Source organism: Hafnia sp. (genome assembly GCF_036648275.1).
In the GTDB taxonomy this organism is placed as follows: domain Bacteria; phylum Pseudomonadota; class Gammaproteobacteria; order Enterobacterales; family Enterobacteriaceae; genus Hafnia; species Hafnia alvei.
Map to the genome: position 1 here is coordinate 69,173 of NZ_JAVXIQ010000011.1, position 26,094 is coordinate 95,266.

At 50.1% G+C, this 26,094-nt stretch carries 23 protein-coding genes; 8 read left to right on the forward strand and 15 right to left on the reverse strand.

Going from position 1 to position 26,094, the window contains the following annotated elements; translation table 11 throughout:
* Positions 1–4: 4 nt before the first annotated feature.
* The 8 genes from araD to yiaK form a co-directional block, all read right to left on the reverse strand.
* Positions 5–706: an L-ribulose-5-phosphate 4-epimerase gene (gene araD, locus RSC70_RS11950; RefSeq protein ID WP_130998913.1), complete on the reverse strand. Its 702-nt coding sequence runs from the start codon at positions 704–706 to the stop codon at positions 5–7.
* The gene (locus RSC70_RS11955; RefSeq protein WP_130998920.1) at positions 700–1,572 is read right to left on the reverse strand and encodes an L-ribulose-5-phosphate 3-epimerase; all 873 of its coding nucleotides are present in this window, start codon (positions 1,570–1,572) and stop codon (positions 700–702) included. The genes araD and RSC70_RS11955 overlap by 7 nt, the downstream gene beginning before the upstream one ends.
* On the reverse strand, positions 1,569–2,228 hold the full coding sequence (ulaD, locus tag RSC70_RS11960) for a 3-keto-L-gulonate-6-phosphate decarboxylase UlaD (RefSeq protein ID WP_332542517.1): 660 nt from the start codon (positions 2,226–2,228) through the stop codon (positions 1,569–1,571). The genes RSC70_RS11955 and ulaD overlap by 4 nt, the downstream gene beginning before the upstream one ends.
* A 13-nt stretch (positions 2,229–2,241) precedes the next feature.
* Complete coding sequence (locus tag RSC70_RS11965; protein WP_332542518.1) at positions 2,242–3,768, reverse strand: FGGY-family carbohydrate kinase; 1,527 nt, start codon at positions 3,766–3,768, stop codon at positions 2,242–2,244.
* Between the two features lie 145 nt (positions 3,769–3,913).
* The gene (locus tag RSC70_RS11970) at positions 3,914–5,251 is read right to left on the reverse strand and encodes an MFS transporter (protein ID WP_115104561.1); all 1,338 of its coding nucleotides are present in this window, start codon (positions 5,249–5,251) and stop codon (positions 3,914–3,916) included.
* A 126-nt stretch (positions 5,252–5,377) separates the two neighbouring features.
* Positions 5,378–6,337 (reverse strand): DUF4862 family protein, encoded by a 960-nt coding sequence (locus RSC70_RS11975; protein ID WP_332542519.1) that lies wholly within the window; start codon positions 6,335–6,337, stop codon positions 5,378–5,380.
* 37 nt (positions 6,338–6,374) lie between these two features.
* Positions 6,375–6,842, reverse strand: a complete 468-nt coding sequence (locus RSC70_RS11980) for a YhcH/YjgK/YiaL family protein (RefSeq protein WP_332542520.1) — start codon at positions 6,840–6,842, stop codon at positions 6,375–6,377.
* Positions 6,843–6,854: 12 nt separating this feature from the next.
* A complete protein-coding gene (yiaK, locus tag RSC70_RS11985) occupies positions 6,855–7,853 on the reverse strand; it encodes a 3-dehydro-L-gulonate 2-dehydrogenase (protein ID WP_234619682.1) in 999 nt (332 codons plus the stop codon).
* A gap of 298 nt (positions 7,854–8,151) precedes the next feature.
* Between yiaK and RSC70_RS11990 the strand changes: the two genes are divergently transcribed.
* On the forward strand, positions 8,152–8,973 hold the full coding sequence (locus RSC70_RS11990; RefSeq protein WP_332542522.1) for an IclR family transcriptional regulator: 822 nt from the start codon (positions 8,152–8,154) through the stop codon (positions 8,971–8,973).
* A gap of 27 nt (positions 8,974–9,000) precedes the next feature.
* Here RSC70_RS11990 and RSC70_RS11995 read toward each other — a convergent pair whose 3' ends face one another.
* Positions 9,001–9,621 (reverse strand): DUF3156 family protein, encoded by a 621-nt coding sequence (locus RSC70_RS11995; protein WP_227741661.1) that lies wholly within the window; start codon positions 9,619–9,621, stop codon positions 9,001–9,003.
* A 229-nt stretch (positions 9,622–9,850) separates the two neighbouring features.
* Positions 9,851–10,807, reverse strand: coding sequence for an HNH endonuclease (locus RSC70_RS12000; RefSeq protein ID WP_332542523.1), 957 nt, complete (start codon positions 10,805–10,807; stop codon positions 9,851–9,853).
* A 312-nt stretch (positions 10,808–11,119) separates the two neighbouring features.
* Here RSC70_RS12000 and RSC70_RS12005 point away from each other — a divergent pair, with 312 nt between their 5' ends.
* A complete protein-coding gene (locus RSC70_RS12005; protein ID WP_332542524.1) occupies positions 11,120–11,410 on the forward strand; it encodes a hypothetical protein in 291 nt (96 codons plus the stop codon).
* 81 nt (positions 11,411–11,491) lie between these two features.
* Here the strand turns inward: RSC70_RS12005 and RSC70_RS12010 are convergent, their stop codons facing one another.
* Positions 11,492–12,109, reverse strand: a complete 618-nt coding sequence (locus RSC70_RS12010; RefSeq protein ID WP_304187879.1) for a DUF3156 family protein — start codon at positions 12,107–12,109, stop codon at positions 11,492–11,494.
* Between the two features lie 489 nt (positions 12,110–12,598).
* Here RSC70_RS12010 and RSC70_RS12015 point away from each other — a divergent pair, with 489 nt between their 5' ends.
* From RSC70_RS12015 to RSC70_RS12035, 5 genes are all read left to right on the forward strand, one after another.
* Positions 12,599–13,510 carry a LysR family transcriptional regulator gene (locus RSC70_RS12015; RefSeq protein ID WP_332542525.1) on the forward strand — a complete coding sequence of 304 codons (912 nt, stop codon included), beginning with the start codon at positions 12,599–12,601 and terminating at the stop codon, positions 13,508–13,510.
* A 136-nt stretch (positions 13,511–13,646) separates the two neighbouring features.
* The gene (locus tag RSC70_RS12020; RefSeq protein WP_193764767.1) at positions 13,647–14,765 is read left to right on the forward strand and encodes an adenosine deaminase family protein; all 1,119 of its coding nucleotides are present in this window, start codon (positions 13,647–13,649) and stop codon (positions 14,763–14,765) included.
* A gap of 13 nt (positions 14,766–14,778) precedes the next feature.
* Positions 14,779–16,035 carry a C4-dicarboxylate transporter DcuC gene (dcuC, locus tag RSC70_RS12025; protein ID WP_332542526.1) on the forward strand — a complete coding sequence of 419 codons (1,257 nt, stop codon included), beginning with the start codon at positions 14,779–14,781 and terminating at the stop codon, positions 16,033–16,035.
* A 511-nt stretch (positions 16,036–16,546) separates the two neighbouring features.
* Complete coding sequence (locus RSC70_RS12030; RefSeq protein WP_258802008.1) at positions 16,547–17,341, forward strand: MgtC/SapB family protein; 795 nt, start codon at positions 16,547–16,549, stop codon at positions 17,339–17,341.
* Between the two features lie 95 nt (positions 17,342–17,436).
* Positions 17,437–18,318: a pirin family protein gene (locus RSC70_RS12035; RefSeq protein WP_332542527.1), complete on the forward strand. Its 882-nt coding sequence runs from the start codon at positions 17,437–17,439 to the stop codon at positions 18,316–18,318.
* A 54-nt stretch (positions 18,319–18,372) separates the two neighbouring features.
* Here RSC70_RS12035 and RSC70_RS12040 read toward each other — a convergent pair whose 3' ends face one another.
* The 4 genes from RSC70_RS12040 to RSC70_RS12055 form a co-directional block, all read right to left on the reverse strand.
* Complete coding sequence (locus RSC70_RS12040; RefSeq protein ID WP_332542528.1) at positions 18,373–18,792, reverse strand: hypothetical protein; 420 nt, start codon at positions 18,790–18,792, stop codon at positions 18,373–18,375.
* A 336-nt stretch (positions 18,793–19,128) separates the two neighbouring features.
* Positions 19,129–20,253 carry an ABC transporter permease gene (locus tag RSC70_RS12045; protein WP_166493633.1) on the reverse strand — a complete coding sequence of 375 codons (1,125 nt, stop codon included), beginning with the start codon at positions 20,251–20,253 and terminating at the stop codon, positions 19,129–19,131.
* Complete coding sequence (gene rbbA, locus RSC70_RS12050) at positions 20,253–23,012, reverse strand: ribosome-associated ATPase/putative transporter RbbA (RefSeq protein WP_332542529.1); 2,760 nt, start codon at positions 23,010–23,012, stop codon at positions 20,253–20,255. The genes RSC70_RS12045 and rbbA overlap by 1 nt, the downstream gene beginning before the upstream one ends.
* On the reverse strand, positions 23,009–24,082 hold the full coding sequence (locus RSC70_RS12055; RefSeq protein WP_332542530.1) for an HlyD family secretion protein: 1,074 nt from the start codon (positions 24,080–24,082) through the stop codon (positions 23,009–23,011). The genes rbbA and RSC70_RS12055 overlap by 4 nt, the downstream gene beginning before the upstream one ends.
* Positions 24,083–24,561: 479 nt before the next feature.
* On the opposite strand from RSC70_RS12055, the gene RSC70_RS12060 reads away from it, so the two are divergent.
* Positions 24,562–26,061 (forward strand): aldehyde dehydrogenase family protein, encoded by a 1,500-nt coding sequence (locus tag RSC70_RS12060; RefSeq protein WP_130998901.1) that lies wholly within the window; start codon positions 24,562–24,564, stop codon positions 26,059–26,061.
* Positions 26,062–26,094 lie beyond the last annotated feature (33 nt).

A 26,094-nucleotide genomic window follows, 5' to 3' on the forward strand; every position in this document is an offset into this window, starting at 1 on the left:
TCCGCTATTTTCCCTGCCCATAATAGGCCGTTGCACCGTGTTTACGCAGGTAGTGTTTATCCAATAAAGCACGCTGCATCGAGTCAATTTCTGGCATCAGTTGGCGGGAGAAAATGCCCATGTAAGCGCACTCTTCTAGCACCACGGCATTATGCACCGCATCTGCGGCATCACTGCCCCACGCAAAGGGCCCATGCGAATGCACTAACACGGCGGGAACCTGCATAGGGTCAATATCACGCTGGGTGAAGGTTTCAATAATCACTTCGCCGGTTTCATGCTCATAGTCGCCTTCAATTTCATCTTTATTCATCAGGCGCGTACACGGAATGGTGCCATAAAAATAGTCTGCGTGCGTGGTGCCCCAAGCAGGCAAATCGAGTCCAGCCTGTGACCAAATGGTGGCATGGCGCGAATGGGTATGAACAATGCCACCAATGTGCGGAAAAGCGCGATACAGCGCGAGATGGGTGGCCGTATCCGACGATGGCTTTTTATTTCCCTCCACCACATGGCCGCTGGCTAAATCTACCACCACCATATCTTCTGCCTGCATTCCGTCATATTCGACGCCAGAGGGCTTAATCACTACCCGCCCAGATTCACGATCGATCGCACTCACATTTCCCCAGGTAAACGTGACTAAGTGATGCTTAGGCAGAGCCAGATTGGCATCTAAAACCTGCTGTTTTAATTGCTCTAACATAACAAACCTCCTTCCAGCATCTTTGCTTCGATCCACTGCCGCGCTTTAATGATTTCCAACACCGGCTCCGGTGATTTTTCCGTCCACATTTCGATCAAGAATGAACCACGATAGTTCAGCCGTTTTAGCGTTTGGAACACGCCGACGAAATCGACGCAGCCATCACCGAATGGCACATCGCGAAACTGCCCTTGGCTGGTTGCCGTCACCGGATAGGTATCTTTCAAATGAATCGCCGCAATGCTATCGATACCAAGCTCCAGTTCGGCGGTCACATCATTGCCCCACGCGCTCAGATTTCCCACGTCGGGATAAACGCTAAACCACGGCGATGAAAGCAAACGATCCCATTTTTTCCACTTGGTAATGGAGTTCATGAATTCGGTATCCATAATCTCAACGGCCAGCATCACCTGCGCACCCGCGGCCTGCTCCACCGCCCACGCCAGACCCTCGGTAAAACGCCGCTGAGTTCCCTCATCTTGCTCTTCGTAATACACGTCGTAGCCCGCAAGCTGAATAGTTCTGATGCCTAAGTCGCGCGCCAGATGAATCGCTTTCGTCATAATGTTGCGCGCCTGCTGGCGCACATTTTCATCATGACTACCAAACGGAAAACGCCGATGCGCCGATAGGCACATAGAAGGAATAGAGACCCCACTTTCCAGCATTGCCCCCACCAGCGAGGTTCGCTGAGCAACGCTCCAGTCTAAACGGCTGAGCCTTTCGTCCGTTTCATCCACCGACATTTCAACAAAGTCGAACCCACAGCTCTTCGCCAACGCTAAGCGCTCTGGCCAGCTTAAGGTTTTTGGCAGGGCTTTTTCATAAATGCCAAGTGGATGACGTCGTTTGATGATATTCATCGTGATGCCCCCCAAATTTCATCGATCTGCTGATGAAAGGCCTGTGCAACCTCTTGCGAATGTTCTGCTTCAGACAATGCACGGCCAGCGATAAACGCTCTGACGGAGATATCTTTAAACAGCGCGAGATCCTGTGGCGTGATCCCTCCGGTGATCGACAGCTCCAACCCCAGGTCGGAAAGCTGCTTCATTCGATCCAGATCCTGCTGGCTCCAAGATTGCCCGCTAGCCTGAGCATCGCGCCCACGATGATAAATCGCCTGACGCACTCCGGCTGCTCGCCAGGCTTTCGCATCGTCGAGCGTCCAGTTACCAAATAGCTCAATTTGAATTTCACCACCGCGAGACTGAGCTACCTGATGCGCTTTTATCACCGTCGCCAACGGCGCTGCACAGATCACCGTCATCCAGTTCGCACCGGCATCGAAGGCCTCGGTTGCCAACGTTTCTCCGGCATCTGCCACCTTAAGGTCGGCAACAATAATGCTATCAGGGCACATCTGACGCAGCGCCCGCACGGCCTGCAATCCTTCACTGATACATAAAATCGTACCGGCTTCGATGATATCCACGTGGTTTCGCAGCGCACTCACGCTTTGCAAAGCCTGATTCAGGCTCGTGTGATCCAGCGCGAGCTGGAGCAAAGGTCGGTTCATAATGAATAGCTCCTCAAGACTTGGACAACGATGAGCAGCGCACGTGATAGCCATGCAATGCTTCAATCAAATATTGGTAACGGGTAAATTTATGCTGATAGGCAGACCACGCCGCGCTATCGGGTTCAATGCGTTGAATGGCGTGGTTAAGCTGGCACTGCGCCTGTTTGACGCTGGAGTACACACCGCTGCCTACCAGCGCCACCAAGGCCGCGCCCAAACAGCCCGTTTCTTCAACCTGTGGTAATTCAACGGGCAAGCCGCTGACATCAGCCAGCATTTGCATCCAGACTTTTGAGCGCCCAGGCCCGCCGGTAACGCGCAGTTTGCGTACCTGCGTAAAACGTTCACGCATACGGTTAAGATGAGTCATGTGGCTAAACACCACGCCTTCGTAAACCGCCTGTAAAAGATGCTCGCGCCGATGCAACGATTGCAGGCCATAAAAACCGGCGGTCATATCCAAACCGGCATTGCTGCCATACAGAAACGGCAAAAACATCACGTCGCTGCCGGCCTTCGGCAAGGCGCCTACCGACTGGTTAATCACATCAAAACTGATGCCGCCGCACTGTTGGGTCAGCCATTCCAAATTGGCGGAAGAGGTCGGGCTGGCCTCATGCACGATGTAATTATTCTCATCATCACTCGGCGTATTGGCATAACGCCCATAGACATAGGGATAGGGTTCGTTCGGGGAAATATTTTTGGCTACGCCGCTGGTTACCGCCCAGGTTCCCATCACGGCATTAAGCGTGAATTCATCCTGAAGGCCCGCACAGATCGCGGTGGAGACCACATCAAACAATCCTCCTACTACGGGCGTTCCCGCGCATAGCCCAGTAACTTCAGCCACCTCATGCGTTACTTTTCCGCAAATTTCAGTGGAGCCCACAATCGGTGGCAGAGCACCAGAAACCTCGGAAATCCCAAGCCACTGCGTGAGCTGGGGGTCATATTCGCCCTGCATCATGTTGTAGAGATTGGATTCAGAAATGTTCGTCTCTTCGCAACCGCGTTCTCCCGTCAGGCAGAAACGCAGATAGTCATGCGCCATCATCACGGAGCCAATTTTTTGATAACGTTCTGGCTGATGCTGTTTAACCCAGCGCAATAAAGACACCGGATGGCCAGTCCACAGAGTTTGTCGTGTGAGCGGATAGAGCATTTCAGGCAGCCCATCACGCTGCCACTGCGACACTACGTCAATCGCTCGCCGATCCGATGACAACATGGCATTGCCCAACGGCCTGTTTTCCTTATCCAAAAGAAACAGTCCCTTGCCCTGAGCCGATATCCCGATAGCCTGCACCTGCTGACCATTTACACCGCTTTGACGCAACAGCGTGGAGATTGTTTCTATGCAGGCTTTCCAGAGCAGAGACATGTCGCGTTCGGCCCAGCCCGGATGCTCGCTGATTACCGGCAACGCTTGGCGGCTAATACACAATTCCGCGCCCTGCCTATCGTATAGCCCAGCCTTGAGATAGGTGCCGCCGCAGTCGATACCCAGCCAATATTCCGTGGATGTCGTACTCATAGTCATTCCTGTTATTTGCATTGATTGCCCCACCAGTCCCCCTCCCAGCCTCCCCCTTGTCAGGGGGAGGAGCCTATCGAGATCCTCACAAACTACGCCGAACGGTTCCCTCCCCTGCGAAGGGGAGGGTTAGGGTGGGGTCTATTTACGCCGCCGTGCGTTTGCCTTCTGGCAGTTGCGCACCAGACTGCGTTGGCACATCACATTTGGCTGGCAGCAACAGCGCCAGCAGCGCAGCTATCGCCAGCGACAGCGCAAGGCAATAAACACCGGCATCTTTGTTGTAATAAGTAATCAGCAACCCAACGGCATACGGACCACAAAATCCGCCAAGATTACCGAGCGCGTTAATCACCCCACGCGCGCCTCCCGCCATTTCGGCACTGAATAGCTTGGCGGGAATGGTCCAAAATACGCCCGCGGCCGACTGTAGAAATACGCCACAGCCCACTAGCATCGCGTACGACCACCACACATGGTTTTTCAACGTCACAGACAGGAACATGCACGCGGCGAAACCCAGCAGCGGTAAGAACACGAACAGCTTGCGTTTGCCGGTGCGGTCAGAGAGTGAAGAAAAGAGGAACATGCCGGCCATCGCACCGACATAAGGGAGAATGGCCAACATGCCCACCTGACCCATCGAGGTATGCGTCAGCTCTTTGAGGATGGTCGGCAGCCATAGGGTGTAGCCGTAAATACCGGTTTGATAAAAGAAGTTCAGCGCGATCAACTGCCACATAGTTTTATCGGACAGCACCGCACTCAGAGAGGCGTTTTTCACCTCTTTTCCGGCAATCGCACGCTGCTCTTCGGCTAAGGTTGCGATCAGCCAGTTTTTCTCTTTTTCCGAGATCCAGCGCGCCTCTTGTGGTCGGTCACACACCGCCATAACCCACAGAACCAGCACCGCCACCGACATCAAACCTTCAATGATGAACAGCCAGCGCCAGTCAAGCGCAGTAATAATCCAGCCCGAAAGCGGTGCCGTGATAATGCCGGCAATCGGCACAAACATAATCACAATCGCATTGGCGCGTCCGCGTTCAGCGTCGGGAAACCAGTTGCTGATCATGGTGAGCACAACGGGCAGCATTCCTCCTTCCGCCACCCCAAGAGCAAAGCGCAGAAACAGGAGTTGATAATGATTCGTCACCAAGCCGGTTAAAATGGAAATCACTACCCACGCAACCAGTGACCAGCCAATGAATTTTTTCCCACTGCCATGCACGGCAATTTTTCCACCGGGAACTTGCAGGAATAAATAACCAATAAAGAAGATGCCGCCGGCTAAGCCTGCCATGGATGCCGTAATACCGAGATCCGCATCCATGCCTCCTGGCATCGCGAAGGCGATATTCACCCTATCCATATAGGAAATAATGCAGGCAATTAAGATCGGAGGAATTATTCTTAGCCACCGCTGGCGTGGAATATCATTCGGTATATTATTTTTATGTAGAGTATCAGAGTTAGAGTTCATAACTTCACGCCTTAATCATTATTGATACGGCCCGTACATTAGGATGCACAGATTTCCCCATTGATATGGGTTTATTTGGTGAAGACTTAATGCATTTAATCCATTAAATAATTTAAAGTATTACTACTAATCTCGTGTCGCGATATTTAAAGCATTAATTCCATCGCGCAATATATCAATACGATGTGCAACGCTAGCTTTAGGATCAATTTCTAATAATTTAATTCCAGCAAAACTTAATGATTCCAATGGCGCTAGCTTAAACATTTCAGACGCCAGTTCTACGGTCATTAAACTTTCAGCACAGTTAACCCGTGCGCTTGCGAACGGCGCAAAAGGCGCGTGTAAATCTTGCCAATCACCGTACGCGCCACCCGCCGCTGTACCAGAAAACATCAATGCCTTAAGCACTCCGGCCTGCTGGCTTTGTTGCAGATGCTGTAAGGGCAATGTCGTGTTGCGTCCTTCAATCGCTGAACGAGCCCAGTTAATGGCTATCCCAACGTCTTGTTCCAGCGCTTGTATCGCCGCAATTTCCTGCTCTAAAGGCAAAAAGCCTTTGCGTGAATCAGGTTTATTCATTGCGTCGCAGTGTTCAATTACCAGTTCGCACGGCCAGTCCCAGCGCGCAATCTGCTGCATTGACTCAGCAAAAAATTCTGCCGCCAGCGCAACATCATCAGAACCTGCCAATGGCGCAGATTGAATCTCCAAGGCGAGGATTTTCTTCATACCAAAGCGATCGTTGGCACGGTTAATTTTATTCAAAATATGGCGATAGTATTCAACGCAGGCCAAGCGCTGCTCTTTGTCTGCCGAAGCTAAGCCAAAGCCTCCATTCCCTGCACGACGGCGCATCGTTTCCATGACCGCGGTAACAACAATCTGCCAATCCGCAGGGATCTGCTGAAATAAATAGTCATCGCCGTATGGATGAAGGTTTTCCAAACAAGGCTGTTCAATTCCACTAATTCCCTCAACGTCCGCAAGGCCACGCCAGAACGCCGTCTCTTGATCGCGGTCGAGTTGATGAAATGAAGGTGCGCAGGGGTATGCCCCGACGATAAAGCCGTGATTACGATTCATTGAAAATTATCCCTTGGTGGTGGAAATAATTAAGGTTTTAAATAATCTCACTCAGCGCGACTTTTACGACTACTTTACGAATTGACGTCGCTTTATTTTTTATACATCCAGGGCGATGAACATCTTGTGGGAAGAAAATAGCATAGCTTCCCTCGGTCATCGTTAATTCTGATTCATCATTCACATCGTGATAAAAAATAATATCTCGCTCAGCTAACATTGATTCAGATATTTTATTACTTCCGCGTTCCGCCGCGACGAAGATAATTTCTTCACCTTTGGCTAAAAATTGAATATCAATATAGCGACGATGAACTTCTGGGCGATTATCTTTTTTAGGTCGAGTTGTCATATCAATAATCTGCGCATAGATATTGCGCCCATCGATTTCGACTTCCCCAACCTTTTGCTGGCTAAAATCCGTGGTACGTAAAAAATTAAGTGCTCTTTGGATCGCCGTTGGCAATACACACGGGTCTTCATTGCTAATATGGCCGAATATCATGATATTGCGTCCTTAAAGTGCCTGAATTTTTGCCCATACGCTGTCGTCAATGGTGATGCCATTGCGGCGATTTTCGGCCAGCAGTTGAGTAAACTCATGTCCCGGCAAGCGAATCGCCACCTCAGGATTAGCGCGCTCCGCCCCTTTCACATAATCCATAATGCGCTGTAGCTTGGCATCGCGAGTCGCACCTTCAATTAAGCGATCGACTTCAATGGCGATAAAAATTTGTGAAATCCCATATTCGTCAGAGTTGTCCTCTGTCACTTCAGCAACCGATGCACCATCCGACAACAGCGTCGCAATCATATCTAACACGATGGATAAGCCAGATCCTTTCCAGTATCCCATCGGTAAAATGCGGCGATTTTTCTCTATCACGCCCGGTTCACGAGTGAGATTACCCTCATCATCGAAGCCGCCGTCAACGGGCAATTCACGTCCTGCTAAGCGGTTCACCTCCAACATGCCGTAAGAGAACATCGACATCGACATATCTACCATGGTGATAGGGTTTCCCGGAATTGCCACGATCAACGGGTTCGTACCAATGCGGCACTCTTTCGCTCCCCACGGCGGCATAACGGCAATCGAATTCGTCCAGCAAATTCCAATATAGCCCTTCTCAGCGGCCTGCCATCCGTAACTTCCGCCACGCATCCAGTGGTTGGCGTTGCGCACCGCAATTAAGCCAATGCCGTGGTCTGAGGCCAAAGACATCGCGCGATCCATCATTTTTTTGGCCGTGAGATTGCCGATAGAACGCTGCGCATCCCATTGTTCAATCGCCCCCAATGCTAAAACGCGTTTTGCCTGTGCATCAGGAATAATATCTCCCGCCTCAAGCTGTTGGATAAAACGAGGAAAACGGTTCACCCCGTGAGAATACACGCCGGACTCCGTGGTTTGGGCAAACATGGTCGCGCACTCACTGGCGGTTTCAGCCTGAACGCCATGTGCCAATAGCACACGTTCAAACTCCTGTTTTAACTGGTCAAAACTCACTCGCATACCGCTCTCCTCGTGATTCAAACAATCTATCTGTTGGTTTTTAAATCTTTAAATTTCACTATGTGAAACCTGATTCCAAAAAATAATACCGCTCAAATTTTAACAAGTCAAAGCACTGACGTTTTTTAAAAATCATTAAAATCAATCAGTTGTTTTTTATCATTCAAGAACGTGACGTAAAACACACTTCGGGCAGGGAGAAGATTGGAAGGGAAATAATGCAAAGGAATAGCAAAAAATGGCGATAAATTGGGTTAACATCACTGCAGTGTGATTTGACTGGAAAGATTAAAGGCGAATGAAAACAAAAGAGAAAGAAACCGAGATCGAGCCAAGCAAAGAAAAACCAGTAGGAAGCCAAAGTCTGTTTCGCGGCCTTCAGCTTATTGAGATCCTGAGCAACTACCCTAACGGCTGCCCGTTAGCGCATCTTTCTGAGCTAGCACAATTAAACAAAAGCACCGTGCACCGCTTATTACAGGGCCTGCAATCCTGCGGCTATGTCACTCCGGCTCCGGCAGCAGGCAGCTATCGTTTAACCACCAAGTTTATTGCCGTTGGGCAAAAAGCACTGTCTTCGTTAAACATCATCCATGTGGCTGCCCCTCATTTAGAGGCGCTGAATATTGCCACCGGAGAAACCATTAACTTCTCCAGCCGCGAAGACGATCACGCTATTTTGATTTATAAATTAGAACCAACAACTGGCATGCTGCGAACACGCGCCTATATCGGCCAGCACATGCCTCTATATTGTTCAGCGATGGGGAAAATCTACATGGCCTATGGCCATCACGACTATGTAGAGCCTTACTGGAAGAGCCATCAAGATGAGATCCAGCCGCTTACGCGCAATACTATTATTCAGCTAGATCAGATGTACCAAGAGTTAGAGCAGATTCGCCAGCAGGGAATGGCGATGGACAGAGAAGAAAACGAGCTGGGCGTATCCTGTATTGCGGTCCCCGTCTTTGATATTCATCACCGCGTGAGTTATTCGGTCTCCATTTCCCTTTCAACCGCCAAGTTGGGCATGATTGGTGAGCAGAATTTGTTAAAGCCACTCAAAGAGACCGCAGCGGCGATATCGCGCGAGCTGGGTCTCAATACCTACGAATAAAACCGCTATTTTGCCTACCGTTGCCGCCTAAGCGGCAACGCCTTCGCTGGCTACTCTCGTCATTAATTCATCAAACATCTGCATAACGTTCAATAACTGCTGGCGCTGATCGTGATGCAGCTTTTGATAACGACGCTCCACTGGAACCTGACTAATCACCTCTGACGCCGCGTAGTGCTCGATTTCGAGCCACCACTGGCCTTGTTCCGCACGCAGATTCAGATGGCGAAAATGCAAGTTTTCCAGAGCAGCAAAAATATGCGGATAACAATTCAACACCGCTAACAAACGTTGGCTATCGTCATTTTTATCTTTGCAACGAAACTGCACGCCACCGCGCCCTAAAATATTGCCATTACGCGCCTTTAGCCTGACGGGCTGCTGCAATCCAGTCGTTCCCTGAAGATGAAAATGGCTACACACCACAAATGAGCGAAATAGCGCCGTCGCTTTTTCCCGTATTTCGATCGTTAATCCCTGCGGCAAAGCGACCGTTAAACTACACGGTGAGGTGCGCTCACAGGCATAAGGGCGAAAATCACGCGCCACCAGATTTAACATCTGCCCAGGTCGATAGCCCACAGGTTCACGCGACGTCATCAACCAATGCCACGCACGACTCAGTAACGGAACTGCGCTGTTCACCACTCACTCTCCATCGACAAGATTCATATTGTTGCGTTAGCCAAGCACGGCCAACAGGCGGCGTAATATACACAATCCGCAGACTGATGCAAAAGCACTCATGTGGATGAGGTTTAGAGAGTTTGGGGAGGGGTATTTTGATGTGAGATTACTATTTATTTACATTTTTGCAACTTAATCATAATTAAAATAATGCACACGCGACCGACCAAGCCACGTATGCATTGTTACATTACTTATTTAGGAAAACATTATCTCTATGAAACTCAAGATAAACGCTTTGCTCGTCGTTGAAGGAACCCACATTTTGCTCGCTGATATTTTTTAATCCTAGCTTGTTCAGCTCATCCTCAGACAGATTTGGAGATACTAAGACCTCACCAGAATCAGCAAAACTGATCAAACCTTTATCAAATAACCAGTCAATATGAGGGGCAAGCAATAAACCATTATTTCCATCGAGTCTTTCATTGCCACTTTCACAGCAGCGCCACGGTTTTATATGACTTGCAATGAGGAGACTAGGGGTATCAATTTGGGTGATGCGGCACGATGGCTCTACTTCCTGTAGATTACGACGAAAATCACCTTGGCCTCGTCTTGCTTTGATCAGTTGCTCTTTAATGGTGTCGTTTAAATCAACATCAGCAATAACTTGTTTTTCAACTTCATCATCAAGTTTCTTTCTCAGATCCGTCGGCTCTGTATCGATATCTTTAACCACCAAATGCTCTATGGTTTTGCCTGCGTTCACAACAATGTTAAAAACATCCTCACCGACTTCCGTTAGATAAATATGCTGATATCCATGAGCATTATCGGGTCGTATGGGGGAATGGATATTTGCTTTTGATAAATGCGGACGAAGGTCATCAAGAATATCGAACGGGCTTACAGGGTTGGAGAATTTCTGCCAATCGACGGGGAGTAACCAACCGTCATTACCCCACAGCTTACCCGCAGCCCCGAATTCTGGCTTTGACGCACTGATGGCAAAATCAGTCACTACGCCAACATAGGCAACTTTTTTATTCGCATAAGAAAGCACCTTATCGCCCGGTGCCGCAATACAGAGATTGTCATAATAGCGATTTTTAATATTTCCCTTTTTAGTCTTCGGAGACCACAGAAAACCGCCATTGACCTCATGCTTAACTGTTTGCTTATGGTTAACCCACCAATATCTCATCGCAGCCTCAAAGATGTCTTAATGATTTTTTATCTATCAATTAAAACAATCTAAAGAATAAGTTAATGGCTAACAATGATATTAGATAACTCACTAATAGCTAAATTTTTGCGAGGACGATTCCAATACCCGCTACAACTTAGATGTAAATATGCTTGGCCGCTTTTCTCCCGTCAAACTCAACGATATAGTCCTCATCGCTGCAATTTTACAGACGAAAATTGCAACCGGAATTGGCGTTCCGAAAATACCATGATAACAACCAGAGGTTTAAAACCGCTGAATTACCCATTTTTATCATGAGAAAACACAATGACCGACTACACCTCCACCCCAGCCAGCTCTATCACCATCTTCCGTGAACTTGTCTCCGAACTTGATAGCCAGCAATTGAGTGATATTCAACACATTGATTTATCTGCAGTCGCAGAGGAAACCATTGAAGGGTTGTGTCATGGATTGATGTTCATCAGCGAGGCTTTTATCAGCGATAGCACATTCACGAATGAAAGCCTTAAACAGGTCGGTGCATTTCTTAGCGCCGCAGCGCATCTGATCCCTGCATTGACCGTGCTTGGTGAATATCCACCAAGCGCGTACTGAGTCTCTATAAACAACAACCCCAACATCAAACTCATTCAATGTTGGGGTCGTAGATAAGGCTTAGATTTAGATAAAGAGGAATTAAGCCGCCACACCTTGCACCGTCACGCGATCCATCAGTTTTTGGAACATCTGCATCACGTCCAACATCAGATGACGCTGCGCGTAAGGTAAGCGTTGATAGCCGCTACATACCGGACGCGGGCCTACCAATTCGGTTGCGGCAAATAGCTCAATTTCAAGCTGCCACAGCCCTGCTTCAGAACGCAGATTCAAACGGCGGAAATTAAGGCAATCTAACGCATCAGTAATTTCAGGGTAGCAGTCCAACACGGCCATCAAACGACGGCTATCGTCATTGCTGGTTTTAGCACTAAAACGGGTATCTCCACGGCCAAGAATATCGGTGTTTTTGGCCTGAATGTGGATCGGTTGCTGCAAGCCCGTCTCGCCACGCAGATGGAAATGGCAGGTTATGCTATAGCTTCTGAAGCTGGTCACAACGCGCTCTTCAACTTCCACTTCCAATCCTTGCGGACACACAACGTGGAGCACGCGATCGGACAGGCGTTTGCATTCAAATGGCTGTAGGTTTTTTTCAACCAGATGCAATACTCTTCCTGGCTGATAACCGATAGGATCACGCTGGCCGCTCAACCAACGCCATAAATTATTCACGACCTGAACTTCACTGTTCATATCATTATCTCCCGTGCTCACAAAAATGAATCAAAACCAAACTTTGGCTGCTGTTGTTACGTTTTTATCCTGCTGTTAGGCCATTCATTACAGCACTATTAAGTTTGGATAAATCGTTATTGGCGTACTCTACTTCTCTCGGGCTCTTCTCGGATTTTTCTCTCTACTCTGAATTTAGAGTGAGGGGATCCACATAAATTTCGCATATGAATGCAATTGATTTATGTTTTAGTGAATAGCTGAGTGGGTAATCACGACCTTGTTATTCATAAATGCCAGCTTGCCGCGACAAATACAACAGAGATAATCATCTTTAATAGTGAGGTTATTGTCAGAAGTAATAGTAATAATTTCAGTGACTAATATAGTTAGGCAGAAATAAAGCCATTTTATTCATTTTTATATCGGCTATTTTTGCTGATAAAATCGCGCTACTGGGATACTGCCAAAACGAAATAAATTGCTACGCGAACAATAGGATACTTACCCATGGATACCGGCTGGTTAGAAGACTTTTTAGCACTGGCTGAATTGCGTAATTTCTCGCGAGCCGCGCAGTTACGCAACATCACTCAGCCCGCTTTTGGCCGTCATATACGCGCATTGGAAGAAAGTATCGGTCAGAAATTAGTCGACAGAAGTTCATCGCCGGTAACGCTCACGCCTGCTGGATATCAGTTTCGTTTAATTGCCCACAGCATGGTAAATCAGCTTAAAGAAGGTATTCAGAAGATAAATGGCTTACCGTCCGAGATGATTAATCCCGTTCGTTTTAGTGCTCCTCATTCTCTTTCATCCCCTTTTTTGCTCGATTTAATTGAACGCATTGATCCCACAACGCCATTTTCCGTTGATATTCTGCGCGTAGATTTTGCCGTTGAATCGTTAATTGAAGGCGCCAGCGATTTTCTTTTAGCCTTTGACACCCACGCCTTGCTTCAGCCGCCTTTCACCAATTTACTCTTAGGGAAAGGCAATCTTCTGCTGGTCAGCGCCGCAGATGAGCAAGGCCAGCCATTATTTATTCCTGACGAAAACCACCAGCAGCCAGTACCCTATTTACGTTATTCGCCGGACTCTTACAGCGCGAGGATGGTGGAGCGGCTCATGCCGCAGCAGCCTTTTGCCTGTCAGCCGGTGTTTGAATCTTCGCTGTGTGACTTGCATCGGCAAATGGCCTTGCGCGCTAAGGGATTGGCTTGGTTACCCGACTGCCAGATTGAAAACGAACTGGCAGAGGGTAAGCTGGTTGCCGTCAACCGCAGCCGCTGGCACATTCCCTATCAAATTCGCCTGTATCGCAATCAAGCGCAGCTTCACCAGCGTGCAGAAACATTCTGGCATTGCCTGTCTCAGCAAATAGCGCAGGGCATCTCTTATTGGCCGCCGACGCAAGACTAGGCGTCTCATACGAAATCACTCACCACTCACCATTCACATAGTGCCTAAACGTACCCGCCAATGCCGGAATAGCATTTCACCACTTCGGCCGCTTTATTTATGATGGCGTTTTCTTTTTTATCGATGAGCGCCGTTAATGATGCAGGATACGCAAACGATTACGTTGCCAGAGTTTTTCGCCACATTCCCTAAAGTGGATCTCCATTACCATCTGCTTGGCGGAGTTCGTCTCACCACCATGCTGGCGTTAGCAGAGAAATACGGGGTGCCGCTCACTGAATCCGAAGCTAAAAGTTACTATCGCCGTTATCAGCATGAAACCAGCGTAGTAAAAGGCGGGATTGCAGCGCTTAACTTTTTGTATCCGCTGATGCGCAGCGCCGAAGATTATTTCCGAGTGACCTATGAAGTCGCACAAGACGCCGCGGCAACCGGTATTCGCCATCTGGAGCTATTTTGGAATCCCTCTGATACCGAACTGTCCTATGTCGAAGTCACCGATGCGATGAGCAGCGCAATGGCGAAAGCAGCTGAGGAATGGGATATTCGTGCGCTCTTTATTCCCTCCATCAACCGTGAAAAATCGCCCGAAGAAGCCGTGGCGATGGTGGATGCCGTGCTGGATTATCCACACCCTTTAGTACCCGGGATTGGCATTGACTACAAAGAAAATGACGCTCCTATCGAGCATTTTTGGAAAGCCTATCGCAAAGCAAAACTCGGTGGATTACGCCTTACGGGGCACTGTTCAGAGTTTGGTTTGCATTGGCGTAACGTAGAAACGGGCTTAGATTTGATTCATCTGGAGCGTATCGATCACGGCTATACCGTATTGGATAACCCAGAACTTACCGCCCGCTGCGCCCGCGAAGGTATTCCATTCACCGTCGTACCCAGCAATACCTATTACCTCAAAAAATGGCCGGATGCAGACCAGTGGCGTAAGCATCATCCCATCCGCCAAATGGCGCTGGCAGGCATGAATATCATCCCAGCCACCGATGATTGGCACATGCACAACACCAACGGCGCCGAATGCTATCGCGTTATGGTGGAAGAATTCGGTTTCGATCTTGATGGCGTGCGCCAACTGATGCTCAACGGCATCAATGCCTGCTGGCAGCCTGAAGAAATCAAACAACAATGGCGACAGGCGTGGGCCGCCGAATTTGACGCTCTACGCAGCAAACTGGCGCACGAACCGCAGATCGATCCGGCTCAGCATATTTCCTATCATCGTTCCCAAACGGCATAGCATCGAGAACCCCATGTTGACCTTAACTCTTGGCGTAATAATTCTGCTGTTAACCATCATCCTGCTGATTAAAAAGCAGGACACCCGCACCGTTCTGCTGTTTTCCGGCATGTTGATGTGCCTAATCTCATTAGAACCGATGGCCGCGATGAACAGCTTTGCGGAAAAGATGGTGTCTGAAGGGCTGATCCAAGCCATTCTGTCGGCCATTGGATTTGCGACCGTCATGAAATTCACCGGCTGCGATCGTCATTTAGTCCGCCTATTAAGCGCCCCGCTTAAACACGTTGGGCTCTTTCTCATTCCGGGCACTATTTTGCTCACCACCTTCGTGCAATTGGCTCTGCCAAGCGCGGCAGGTGCTGCGGCAGCCGCGGGGATAACCATGATCCCATTACAGCTGGCTGCGGGGATCCATCCCGTGATGGCGGCAGCATCGGTATTAGCCGGAACCTTCGGCGCGAGCTTACTTAACCCAGGTAGCCCGCACATGGCGCTGGTGGCGAAAATCGTGGGTGGCGACGTCATGACAATCATCAGTGACCGCGTGATGACCGTCGTTTGGCTAGGTCTTATCATCATGATTGGCATGACGATCACCGCTGTGCTGCGTAAAGAACACAAAGGCTATCATTCACGCCTTGACGCTGAAGATCCGCAAGAAGGCCCGATCAATATTTTAGCCGCGCTGATGCCGCTGGTGCCTATTGCGCTGCTGATGCTGGGTGCATTTGGCGGCGTAAGCTGGTTAAAAATGGGTGTTCCCCAAGCCGTTATGTGGGGCGTTCTTGCCACACTCGCCGTCACCCGTACGCATCCCGGCAAAGTGGTTCCCGCCTTCTTTGACGGAATGGGCAAAGCCTACAGCGACGTATTCGGCATTATCATCTGCGCCGGTGTATTTGTGGCGGGGTTAACCTCGGTCGGGCTTATCGATGCGGCGAAAAGCGCACTGATTGATTTCCCTGAAGCCGCCCGTTTTGGCGGTACCGTAGGGCCATTTCTGATGGCCATCGTGATTGGTTCTGGCGATGCAACCGCCTATGCGTTCAATGAAGCCATCACGCCACATGCCGCTGAATTTGGCATGAACCCCACGAATCTTGGAACTGCCGCCGCTTTTGCCAGCTACTTAGGCCGAACGGCTTCCCCACTTTCGGCTGCGGCCATTGTGGTTGCGGGTATGGCCGGTGTTTCTCCTATCGACCTGATTAAACGAACCGCTCCCGTTATGCTGATTGGTTTAATTCTGCTGATTGTGCTTATTTAACTGACGTAGAATTACCCCTACAGAAAATATGTTTTGATTTATTAAAGCGTCCGATAAATATCGGACGCTTTAATTCTTTCTTTTATTCGCTGTTTTATTCATTATTTACACTGGCCGTTTAGATAACGTTCAGACTCAATCCGCTATAATCATCGGCGTTATAAATTGAATACCTACGTTATCTACACCAACCTAAGGAAATAGCATGGACAACGACAGACCGAGATCGCGTGTTTTTCTCAGCTGATCGCATGATGTGATAATGTCCCCCTTCACATCCTGCATAGACAAAGGATGTGGTGCTATTCTCCGTTTACCACCGCAGTTTCATTGTTAAGGCTTACGCTATTTAGCGTAAACAGCCTCGTTGAATTAACACGCCTCAATCTCACAATCATGTAGTTATTAATCAGATTTATTTCTGATGAATTGCTGCTATTTATTTTTCTGTTTATTCGCAACGGAAATAACGTTCTTCATCCTTTGTTGCGCCAGATATTGCGACAAATTAATGATGACGGAAGTTTCGTGGCATCGCCACGGGCAAAATATGCCTATTTTCGTTACTAAAAAGCAGAGCCCAATTTCTGAGGCTTATTACATGAACTTCACTCTGCATTACGAAACATTTTCTATTTTATTGGTCGCATTTTTACTCGGCGCCATCATTGGCTACGAGCGCCAATATCGCCAGCGTACTGCTGGACTGCGCACCAATACGCTGGTTGCCACCAGTGCCGCTATTTTTGTCCATTTGGCAATGAGCATCGATACGCCTAGCGGTGCTGTACGGGTGATCTCTTATGTGGTTTCTGGCGTCGGTTTTCTCGGCGCGGGAACCATCATGAAAGAAGGATTAAACATCCGCGGACTTAATACCGCAGCTACATTGTGGGGCTCCGCCGCCGTAGGTGCCTGCGCAGGTGCAGGAATGATTGCCGATGCCTGTATGGCGACGTTTTTTGTCGTGGCATCCAATACCTTGCTGCGCCCAATGGTCAACATTATCAACCGCCAGCCGCTCACCGACGAGCGTGGTGACGCCACTTACGAGATTTGCGTTATCGCGTTAGAAAACGATCAGCGCGAAGCGCTGACGCTGGTGAAACAAACGTTAAAAGCGGAAAACTGCTTTATGTCGCACCTCGACGTTGAGCCTTTCGGTGATGATGACGTGGAGATCACCGTCGCACTGATCCCTGCATCGGTTTCCGCCGATGATTTGGATAATCTGGTTAATGTGTTGCTCGATGAAAGCCTCGTCAAACAGGCCTACTACAGCCGAATTGGCGGCAGCTCGAGCTAGAGTGGGAATGATGAGGGCATCACTGCAACTCGACGCTAAGTGGTATAGGATGAAATATCGGTGCTTATCCTATACCCAATAACGAGCGAGCGACTATGAACAACAGCCCAACTCCCCTACAGCGCATCACGTCCCGTATTAAAGACGTTGGCGGGATCCCCGTTTCGCGCGCCATTCCGGTTAAGGAACGTCGTTTGATTGGCGCATGGTGTTTTCTCGATCACGCGGGTCCATCGGTGCTTAAGCAAGACAACGGTGGATTCCGTGTTGCCCCTCACCCACATACCTGTTTGCAGACGTTCACATGGATGCTAGAGGGCGAGGTTTTACATCGCGACAGCCTTGGTTACGAACAAATCATCCGTCCTGGTCAGGTGAATCTAATGACGGCCGGACACGGCATTGCTCATACCGAGGAGTCGGTGCCAGGTTTCCCTCGCCTCCACGCGGCTCAACTATGGATAGCCTTGCCCGCAGCGGTTAAAGATATGCCGCCGCGTTTTGATCACTATCCAACGCTGCCCGTTTGGGATGCTGATGGCATCCGCCACACGCTTCTAGCCGGAGATTACGCCAGCTACCATGCACCAACCCTGTGTTTCTCCGACTTACTGGGCGTCGATCTCTATACGCCCGATGGCTCAAACACCCAGTTAACGCTGCAACCCGATTTTGAATATGGCCTGTTTGTACTGGAAGGTGAGATCAATATTGAAGGCGAACGTTTTGCGGAAAATGAGCTGGCCTATATTGGCACGCAAAATACGCAACTCAACATCACGCTCGCACCTAAAACACGGGTGTTATTCCTCGGCGGTGAGCCTTTAGGTGAGCAGGTGCTGATGTGGTGGAATTTCGTGGGCCGCAGCAAAGAAGAATTACGCCAATCCATTGCCGATTGGAACCAAGACACGGGCCGCTTTGGCACCGTTCACGGCTTTAAAGGTGAACGCACACCGTCGCCAGAAATGCCATAGGCGTGTATGGCTTCGCCAAAACGGGAAGCCATTTGCTCGCATAGTACAATAGAATCAATGTGGGGTGTTTAGGACTCTTACAGGGATTTGATTTCTTATACCTTTCTTAAGGTAAGACGCTGACGACTTAAAATCATATAGTCTCCCAGTGACATTGACCGTAACTTCGCCCGACGCATCCCCCCATGTAAACCGATCGCTATTACTCACAATAAAGGGCTCTTCATGGCTTAATTGAATATCGATAGATCGCGGGTCGATTTCTTCCCCTATGTAGTACCGATAAGTCATTGGCACGGTTGCGCCGCCGTTATTTGTTTGAGTGACGTATAGATATAAATCATTACCAATAGGCTGTACTGCGGCAATCGTTACGTTCGGCACTGTGGGCTTTCCAACCGGAGAAAAGTATAGCGCTGCAAAAACAATAAGCCCGGCGATGATAACTGTACTAATAACCGTGCTTTTTCGCATAGTCGATTCCCTGCTTTATCCAGAATGGGTCATGCGGATCATCCCCGCATGAGAAGCCGCCGAAATAGTTGGTTCATTCTGAGAGAGACCTTTCTCGAGCTTTAATTTACCCGAGTAGTTGAATTAAACAGTGCTCAAAATATCAATATTAAGAAACTGATCCTAATCGGATAATACTATTCATTTAAGTCTGATTTTAGGGGGAGCACACCGATGGGGTCGTAGCGGCGTAAGCCGCCGGAGCGCCCCACGGTGTGGTAGACCCGTGTATCTCGCTCTCATAAACGATTGGCATCCCCACTAGGATGACTTTAAACAAAAGCTCACACCCCTAACCTAAGCCATCGAGCTAATGGTTTTACGGAATCGGCTCAGGGCAAAACCAAAGAACGCCATACCAATCACCAGCAACGTAGCAAACTGCGGCCATACGATGCTGAAATCGGCGCCCCGATACAGTATTGCCTGCGCAAGGCTGACAAAGTGCGTGGTTGGCATAGTTTGCATAATGTCCTGCACCAGCTGCGGCATGCTTTCTCGCGGAGTTGAGCCACCCGAAAGCATCTGCAACGGGATCAGCACCAGTATCATCAGCAGGCCAAGCTGCGGCATTGATCGGGCGATGGTGCCCATAAAAATCCCGATGGAGGTGGTGGCAAACAAACTAAGCGCCACGCCCAGCATAAACAGCGGAATCGAGCCTTCAATCGGCACATGCAGCACGCCCTGCACCATAAAGATCAGCGACAGCCCCGATGCTACCAGCACCACCAGCCCCATCGACCATACCTTCGCCAGCATGATTTCAAACGGCGTAATTGGCATCACCAGCAGGTGCTCAATGGTGCCGTGCTCGCGTTCACGGATCAGCGCCGAACCCGTCAGAATAATCGCCAGCATGGTGATATTGTTGATAATTGCCATCACCGCACCAAACCACGACTGATCGAGATTCGGGTTAAATCGCGCCCTAACTTCTAAATCAACGGGTAATGTACTCCCCGCCCGATAGCGCGCCATAAACTCGCTGACTTCGTCATTCACAATATTCTGAATATAGCTGTTACCCAGAAATGCCTGACTCATGCGCGTGGCGTCAACGTTGAGCTGGATCGCGGGCTGACGGCCAGCCAATACATCGCGCTGAAAATTCGGCGGAATATCCAAAGCGAAGGTGTAGGTTCCCGCATCCAACAGCGGATCGATTTGATTCGAATCGATCATCGCCGGAGGCATAAAATAGGGCGCGTAAAAACTATTCACGATACGGGTAGAAAGCTGGGATTGATCCTGATCGGCAATCGCAATCGGTGCCATGTGCAGAGAACCCGGCGTTACGGTTGCCGAGGAGTAGATCGATAGCGTGAACGAAAACACGATCAGCGCCAGCATGGCTTTGTCGCCGAGTAAGGTGCGTAGCTCTTTGATCCCCAAATTAAAGATATTGCGTAAGCTGCGCATTAGCCCTCCTGCTTTTTCAATAGAAGAACGCTGAGCCCAATAACCACCGGCACGGCAATCAGCAACGGGATAAACGAAGCTTGCAGATCAAACAGGTTGAGCGCCTTTGAGAAGGTGCCGCGAGTAATAGTTAAGAAATGGGAGGTTGGATAAATATTACCGATCCACCGTCCGATCCCTTCTAACGACGAAACCGGATCGATCATGCCGGAGAACTGCGTCGCGGGAATTAAGGTGATGATCGCAGTGCCGAAGATCGCGGCGATCTGGCTTTTCATAAAGGTCGAGATCAGCAGGCCCATTCCGGTGGCGATAATGATGTACAGCAGCGCCGCCAGCGTCAGCGTGAGGAAACTGCCCTTATGCTCAACACCAAACAAAAAGACCGATAACGCACACAGCAGTAAAAAGTTAAACATGCCCAATACGATATAAGGCAGTTGCTTGCCGATCAGGAATTCGGCTTTAGTTACCGGCGTCACATACAGATTAATGATTGAACCCAACTCTTTTTCACGCACCACGCTTAACGCACTAAGCATCGCGGGGATCATCATCAAAAGCAGCGGGATCACCGCAGGTACAATGGCAGGCAAGCTTTTTACATCAGGGTTGTAACGATAGCGGGTTTCAATATCCATCAGGATATTCCCCATATTGGCCGTTGGTTGGCGCGAGGCCATATCACTTAGCCACGCCAAGTGCATCGCCTGCACATAGCCACGCACGGTTTCAGCCCGATTCGGCATCGCCCCATCAACCCAAACACCAATTTTCACCGTATGCCCACGCGCAATATCACGGCCAAAGTTAGGCGGTATCTCAATTGCAACGGCGAGTTCACCATCACGCATTCGGCGTTCTAACTGCTGATAATCAGTAATCGGCGGCTGCTCGATAAAATAGCGCGAGCCCGACAGATTGAGCGTATAGGCTTGGCTGGTGCCGGTCTGATCGCGGTCTATCACCGCAAAACGCAGGTTTTCCACATCCATACTGATGCCGTAGCCCATGATGAACATCAGGATCACCGTCCCCAGCAAAGCCAAGGTCGAACGAATGGGATCGCGTCGCAGTTCCAACGCCTCTCGACGGCTATAGCTAAACATCCGCGTGAAGCTAAAGTGATTGCTAATGGCAGGCGTTGTCGTTTCGACCAGAGGCGTCTCGGGCATCTGCTCCGACGGAGCACCGCTATCACCAGAAGCTTCACTTAAGTAGGCAATAAACGTGGCCTCAAGCGTGCCTAAACCACGCTGCTTCACCAGCGCCTCAGGCGTATCGCTGGCCAGTATTTTTCCCGCATGCATCAGGGATATGCGGTCACAGCGCTCCGCTTCATTCATAAAATGCGTTGAAATAAAGATGGTCACGCCATCGCGCCGTGACAAATCCACCATCAAATTCCAAAACATATCGCGCGCGACCGGATCGACTCCCGACGTTGGCTCATCCAAGATAAGCATTTCAGGTTTATGAATCACCGCAACGGCAAGAGATAAACGCTGACGAATGCCCAACGGCAGCGCCTCTGGCAGCATATCTTCTACATCGCTCAGCATGAACCGCTGCTTCATCTCTTCAACGCGTGCAGGAATATCCTCTTCGGAAAGATGAAAAAGACGCGCGTGCAGTTCAAGGTTTTGCCGCACCGTAAGTTCGCTATACAACGAAAAAGCCTGCGACATATAGCCCACTCGACGGCGGGTTTCGATATCTTTGGGATCGACCTCCTGCCCAAATAACCATGCTTTCCCTTCGCTGGCGGGCAGTAATCCGGTCAGCATCTTCATGGTGGTCGATTTGCCGCAGCCGTTAGAACCGAGGAAACCAAAAATTTCGCCGCGTGGTATGCGTAAATTCACATCGTTAACGGCAACAAAATCGCCAAAGCGCATAGTCAGCCCCTGCGCTTCAATAGCTACCACGTCATCCTGCGAAGTATCACGCGGTGGAATAACCACCTTTTGATGCGCGTTGCGTTTCTCTTCCGGCAACAGGGCAATAAAAGCCTCCTCCAGCGTTGCGCTGCCGGTACTTTCACGTAGTTCCTGTCCGCTGCCGGTAGCGAGTACCTGTCCCGCATCCATCGCAACCAGCCAGTCAAAACGTTCGGCTTCTTCCATATAGGCGGTAGCCACCAACACGCTCATCTTGGTTTGCCGCTCACGAATACGATCGATCAGCTCCCAAAATTGGGCGCGAGACAGCGGATCGACGCCGGTCGTCGGTTCATCAAGGATCAACAGTTCAGGATCGTGGATCAGTGCGCAGCACAGACCCAGCTTCTGCTTCATACCGCCAGACAATTTGCCCGCCGGACGATCGCGAAACGGTGCTAATCCAGTGCTTTGCAGTAAGTCATTGATACGCTGCTCTCGTTCTTGGGCGCCTTGCCCAAACAGTCGGCCAAAGAAATCGACGTTTTCATAGACCGACAGCGTGTGATAGAGGTTTTTCCCCAAACCCTGCGGCATATAAGCCACCTTCGGGCATACCTTGCGTCGATGATCGGCGTTCGCCATATCACCACCCAGAACGTTAACGCTCCCCGACTGAATAACGCGCGCACCCGCAATCAACGATAACAGACTGGATTTTCCTACGCCGTCAGGCCCAATCAGCCCCACCATTTTTCGCGCCGGTATATCCAACGTTATCTGCTGTAATGCCTGAGTATCACCATAGTGCTGGCTAACCTGCTCAAGCCGAACGATGGGTGCCGCCAGCGGGTCTTTATTAGCACCTAATGGCCTCATTGCGGCAACCTCACATCCAGATCTTCTGGCCAGCTTTTATTGTTATCCAAACGCACATAGGCCATACCTGGCAGGCCTGTTTTTACATATTCGAGGTATTTTTCCAGCAGTTCAGGGGAAATTCGCGCTTTTACGCGGAACATCAGTTTAAGGCGCTCGTTATCGGTCTCGACCGTTTTTGGCGTGAACTGCGCCACGCTGGCCACAAAGGTGGCTTTTGCTGGAAGACGCAGCGTTGGCGCGGCATCAAGAACAACATGCACGTCGCTACCGATGGCTACCCTGCCCGCCTGTTCGGTTGGCAGGAAGAACGTCATGTAAACATCGCTGAGATCGACCATATTCAGCACGCGACCACCCGCGGCTAGAACCTCCCCCGGTTCAGCCACGCGATACTGGATCCGCCCATCACGCGGTGCTTTCAAGGCGCTGTCTTCAATGTCAGCGGTAATACGACGTTCGGTGGCTTTAGCCGCTTCCACGCGTGTATCAGCCTGAATGATGCCCGCCTGTGCGGATTCGATGGCCGCCTGCGCGGCTGAAACCTGAGCCTTAGCAGATTCCAACGCCGCGCGAGCGCTTTGTGCCGCTGCCATATCGTCATCAAGCTGCTGCGCCGACACCGCCCCGCGCTTAGACAGCGCTTGTGAACGGGCATAGCGTTTATTCGCCGAGTTCAATTCAGCTTCACGCTGTTTCACCACCGCCTGCGCCGCCAGTTTTTCACTTTGCCGCTGCGCCAGTAATGACTTCGCCGTAGCTACCGCGCTTTGTGTTTCGCGAATTTGCGCTTCGGCTTCGATACGCTGCTCGTTCAAAACGCGCGTATCCATGTGTGCTAGCACTTCACCCTGCTTCACAAAGTCGCCTTCGCGCACCACGATTTTATCGATACGCCCCGCCACTTTGGTCGAAATATCGATTTCCGTGGCTTCAATGCGCCCATTGCTGCTGGCGAATCCGTCAGGCAAACCGGGCGCACGCAGGCTCCACCACGCGGCAAAGGCCACCACGGCGGCGATGATAATGATTGAGTAAAAAGTGAGACGTTTTCTATTTTTGATATCCATAAATACTCGCTGTGTTCCATGCTAGTAAAAACAAAAAGCGCGGCACTCGGCTACAGACGCAGCTAATCCGCTCTGTGGTGAAGAGTTTGAGTCAATTGAACAAGGTAAAAATAGGGGAAAAAATGCGTGAAAACAGATATCTGCCGATCTAAATCGCAGACATCAACGCTGATTGGGGTAATGCCAAAAATGGATGTTTTCATAACAAGACGTCCTATCTTTGTATGAATGAAACAAACACATCAATAGCTTTTGCTTATATATACTAACATGAGTAACCCTATTGTCTACGTGACTATCCCCGCGGTAGAGAACCGTTTAAGCGCATTGCCCCCCTCTGTCATATCCCGCCAATCGAATGTCAGGCACAGCAAAAAGATAAAACTATCCTTGTTATAGACTCATGAGGTGATGACTGGTTTTGTCACTCCACGACAACGCCATTCTGCTAATCCATTTTTCGACCGACGGGAGGGCTTATGCCCGACAACACAGTAGCAATCCTCGACAGCGTTACGCGTTTTCTTGACCGTCAGCACGGACTTTATATTGATGGGAAATGGTGCGACTCCTCGTCGGATGCGCGCTTAGCAATTTATAACCCTGCGAACGGCGAACAGATCGCCTCTTCCGCTGACGCCAACCCCGAAGACGTTTCCCGCGCGGTCACGTCTGCTCATCAGGCTTTTTGTGCCGGTGTGTGGTCACAGCGTTTGCCCGCCGAGCGCGAGCGAATTTTGCTGCGCTACGCTGACCTCGTAGAACAACACGCAGAAGAACTGGCGCAGCTAGAAACCTTGGAACAAGGCAAATCGATTAATATTTCCCGCGCTTTCGAAGTGGGCTGTACGCTGAATTGGATGCGCTATACCGCCGGTCTCACCACCAAAATCACCGGGCAAACTATGGATGTATCGATACCGATGCCCGCCGGTGCGAAATATATGGCTTACACCCGCAAAGAACCGATCGGCGTAGTAGCCGGCATTGTGCCCTGGAACTTCCCGCTGATGATTGGGATTTGGAAGGTGATGCCAGCACTGGCGGCGGGATGTTCTATCGTTATCAAACCATCTGAAACTACGCCACTAACGCTGCTACGCATGGCCGAACTTGCCAGCGAGGCGGGAGTTCCCGATGGCGTATTTAATATCGTCACCGGCAAAGGCTCTGTATGCGGCAAAGCCTTAACTGAACATCCGCTGGTGGCGAAAGTCAGCTTTACCGGCTCAACGCCGGTCGGCAAGGGCATTGCCCGCGCCGCTGCCGACCGCTTAACGCGAATCACTCTGGAACTGGGCGGTAAAAATCCGGCCATCGTGCTGAAAGATGCCGATCAGCAACAGGTGATTGAAGGCCTGATGGCGGGAAGTTTCCTCAACCAAGGACAGGTCTGCGCCGCCAGCTCACGTATCTATATCGAAGCACCGATTTTCGACAATCTGGTGGCCGGTTTTGAACAAGCGGTAAAATCGCTTTCCGTCGGCCCTGGTATGGACGCCACTACCCAAATTAATCCACTCGTTTCACGCCAGCATCGCGACAAAGTCGCGTCTTATCTGCAAGATGCTAAAGCCAAAAATGCCGAGCTGATCAGCGGAGCCACAGGGCCTGATGCGCAGGGCTTTTATATTCCTCCGACGCTGGTGATTAACCCTGATGCGGCGCTGAATTTATCGCGGGAAGAAGTTTTCGGCCCCGTCGTTAACCTCATTCGGGTAAAAGACGCCGAAGATGCGCTGCATCAGGCCAACGATACTGATTTTGGCCTCACCGCCAGCCTATGGACCACCAGCCTGCAAACCGCGATGGCCTATACTCCGCGCATTCAAGCAGGCACCGTGTGGGTGAATAGTCATACGCTGATTGATGCGAATATGCCGTTTGGCGGCGTAAAACAGTCAGGAACCGGACGTGATTTTGGCACTGATTGGCTGGATGCGTATACCGAAACCAAAACGGTGTGCGTGCGGTATTAACAACGGCGTTTTCCTCAGCAACCCCCTCCCAGC

Excerpts from the sequence above, each read along its gene's own strand:
- araD (WP_130998913.1), bottom strand. The coding sequence starts at position 706 with ATGTTAGAGCAATTAAAACAGCAGGTTTTAGATGCCAATCTGGCTCTG.
- RSC70_RS11955 (WP_130998920.1), bottom strand. The coding sequence starts at position 1,572 with ATGAATATCATCAAACGACGTCATCCACTTGGCATTTATGAAAAAGCC.
- ulaD (WP_332542517.1), bottom strand. The coding sequence starts at position 2,228 with ATGAACCGACCTTTGCTCCAGCTCGCGCTGGATCACACGAGCCTGAAT.
- RSC70_RS11965 (WP_332542518.1), bottom strand. The coding sequence starts at position 3,768 with ATGAGTACGACATCCACGGAATATTGGCTGGGTATCGACTGCGGCGGC.
- RSC70_RS11970 (WP_115104561.1), bottom strand. The coding sequence starts at position 5,251 with ATGAACTCTAACTCTGATACTCTACATAAAAATAATATACCGAATGAT.
- RSC70_RS11975 (WP_332542519.1), bottom strand. The coding sequence starts at position 6,337 with ATGAATCGTAATCACGGCTTTATCGTCGGGGCATACCCCTGCGCACCT.
- RSC70_RS11980 (WP_332542520.1), bottom strand. The coding sequence starts at position 6,842 with ATGATATTCGGCCATATTAGCAATGAAGACCCGTGTGTATTGCCAACG.
- yiaK (WP_234619682.1), bottom strand. The coding sequence starts at position 7,853 with ATGCGAGTGAGTTTTGACCAGTTAAAACAGGAGTTTGAACGTGTGCTA.
- RSC70_RS11990 (WP_332542522.1), top strand. The coding sequence starts at position 8,152 with ATGAAAACAAAAGAGAAAGAAACCGAGATCGAGCCAAGCAAAGAAAAA.
- RSC70_RS12000 (WP_332542523.1), bottom strand. The coding sequence starts at position 10,807 with ATGAGATATTGGTGGGTTAACCATAAGCAAACAGTTAAGCATGAGGTC.
- RSC70_RS12005 (WP_332542524.1), top strand. The coding sequence starts at position 11,120 with ATGACCGACTACACCTCCACCCCAGCCAGCTCTATCACCATCTTCCGT.
- RSC70_RS12010 (WP_304187879.1), bottom strand. The coding sequence starts at position 12,109 with ATGAACAGTGAAGTTCAGGTCGTGAATAATTTATGGCGTTGGTTGAGC.
- RSC70_RS12015 (WP_332542525.1), top strand. The coding sequence starts at position 12,599 with ATGGATACCGGCTGGTTAGAAGACTTTTTAGCACTGGCTGAATTGCGT.
- RSC70_RS12020 (WP_193764767.1), top strand. The coding sequence starts at position 13,647 with ATGATGCAGGATACGCAAACGATTACGTTGCCAGAGTTTTTCGCCACA.
- dcuC (WP_332542526.1), top strand. The coding sequence starts at position 14,779 with ATGTTGACCTTAACTCTTGGCGTAATAATTCTGCTGTTAACCATCATC.
- RSC70_RS12030 (WP_258802008.1), top strand. The coding sequence starts at position 16,547 with ATGATGACGGAAGTTTCGTGGCATCGCCACGGGCAAAATATGCCTATT.
- RSC70_RS12035 (WP_332542527.1), top strand. The coding sequence starts at position 17,437 with ATGAACAACAGCCCAACTCCCCTACAGCGCATCACGTCCCGTATTAAA.
- RSC70_RS12040 (WP_332542528.1), bottom strand. The coding sequence starts at position 18,792 with ATGCGAAAAAGCACGGTTATTAGTACAGTTATCATCGCCGGGCTTATT.
- RSC70_RS12045 (WP_166493633.1), bottom strand. The coding sequence starts at position 20,253 with ATGCGCAGCTTACGCAATATCTTTAATTTGGGGATCAAAGAGCTACGC.
- rbbA (WP_332542529.1), bottom strand. The coding sequence starts at position 23,012 with ATGAGGCCATTAGGTGCTAATAAAGACCCGCTGGCGGCACCCATCGTT.
- RSC70_RS12055 (WP_332542530.1), bottom strand. The coding sequence starts at position 24,082 with ATGGATATCAAAAATAGAAAACGTCTCACTTTTTACTCAATCATTATC.
- RSC70_RS12060 (WP_130998901.1), top strand. The coding sequence starts at position 24,562 with ATGCCCGACAACACAGTAGCAATCCTCGACAGCGTTACGCGTTTTCTT.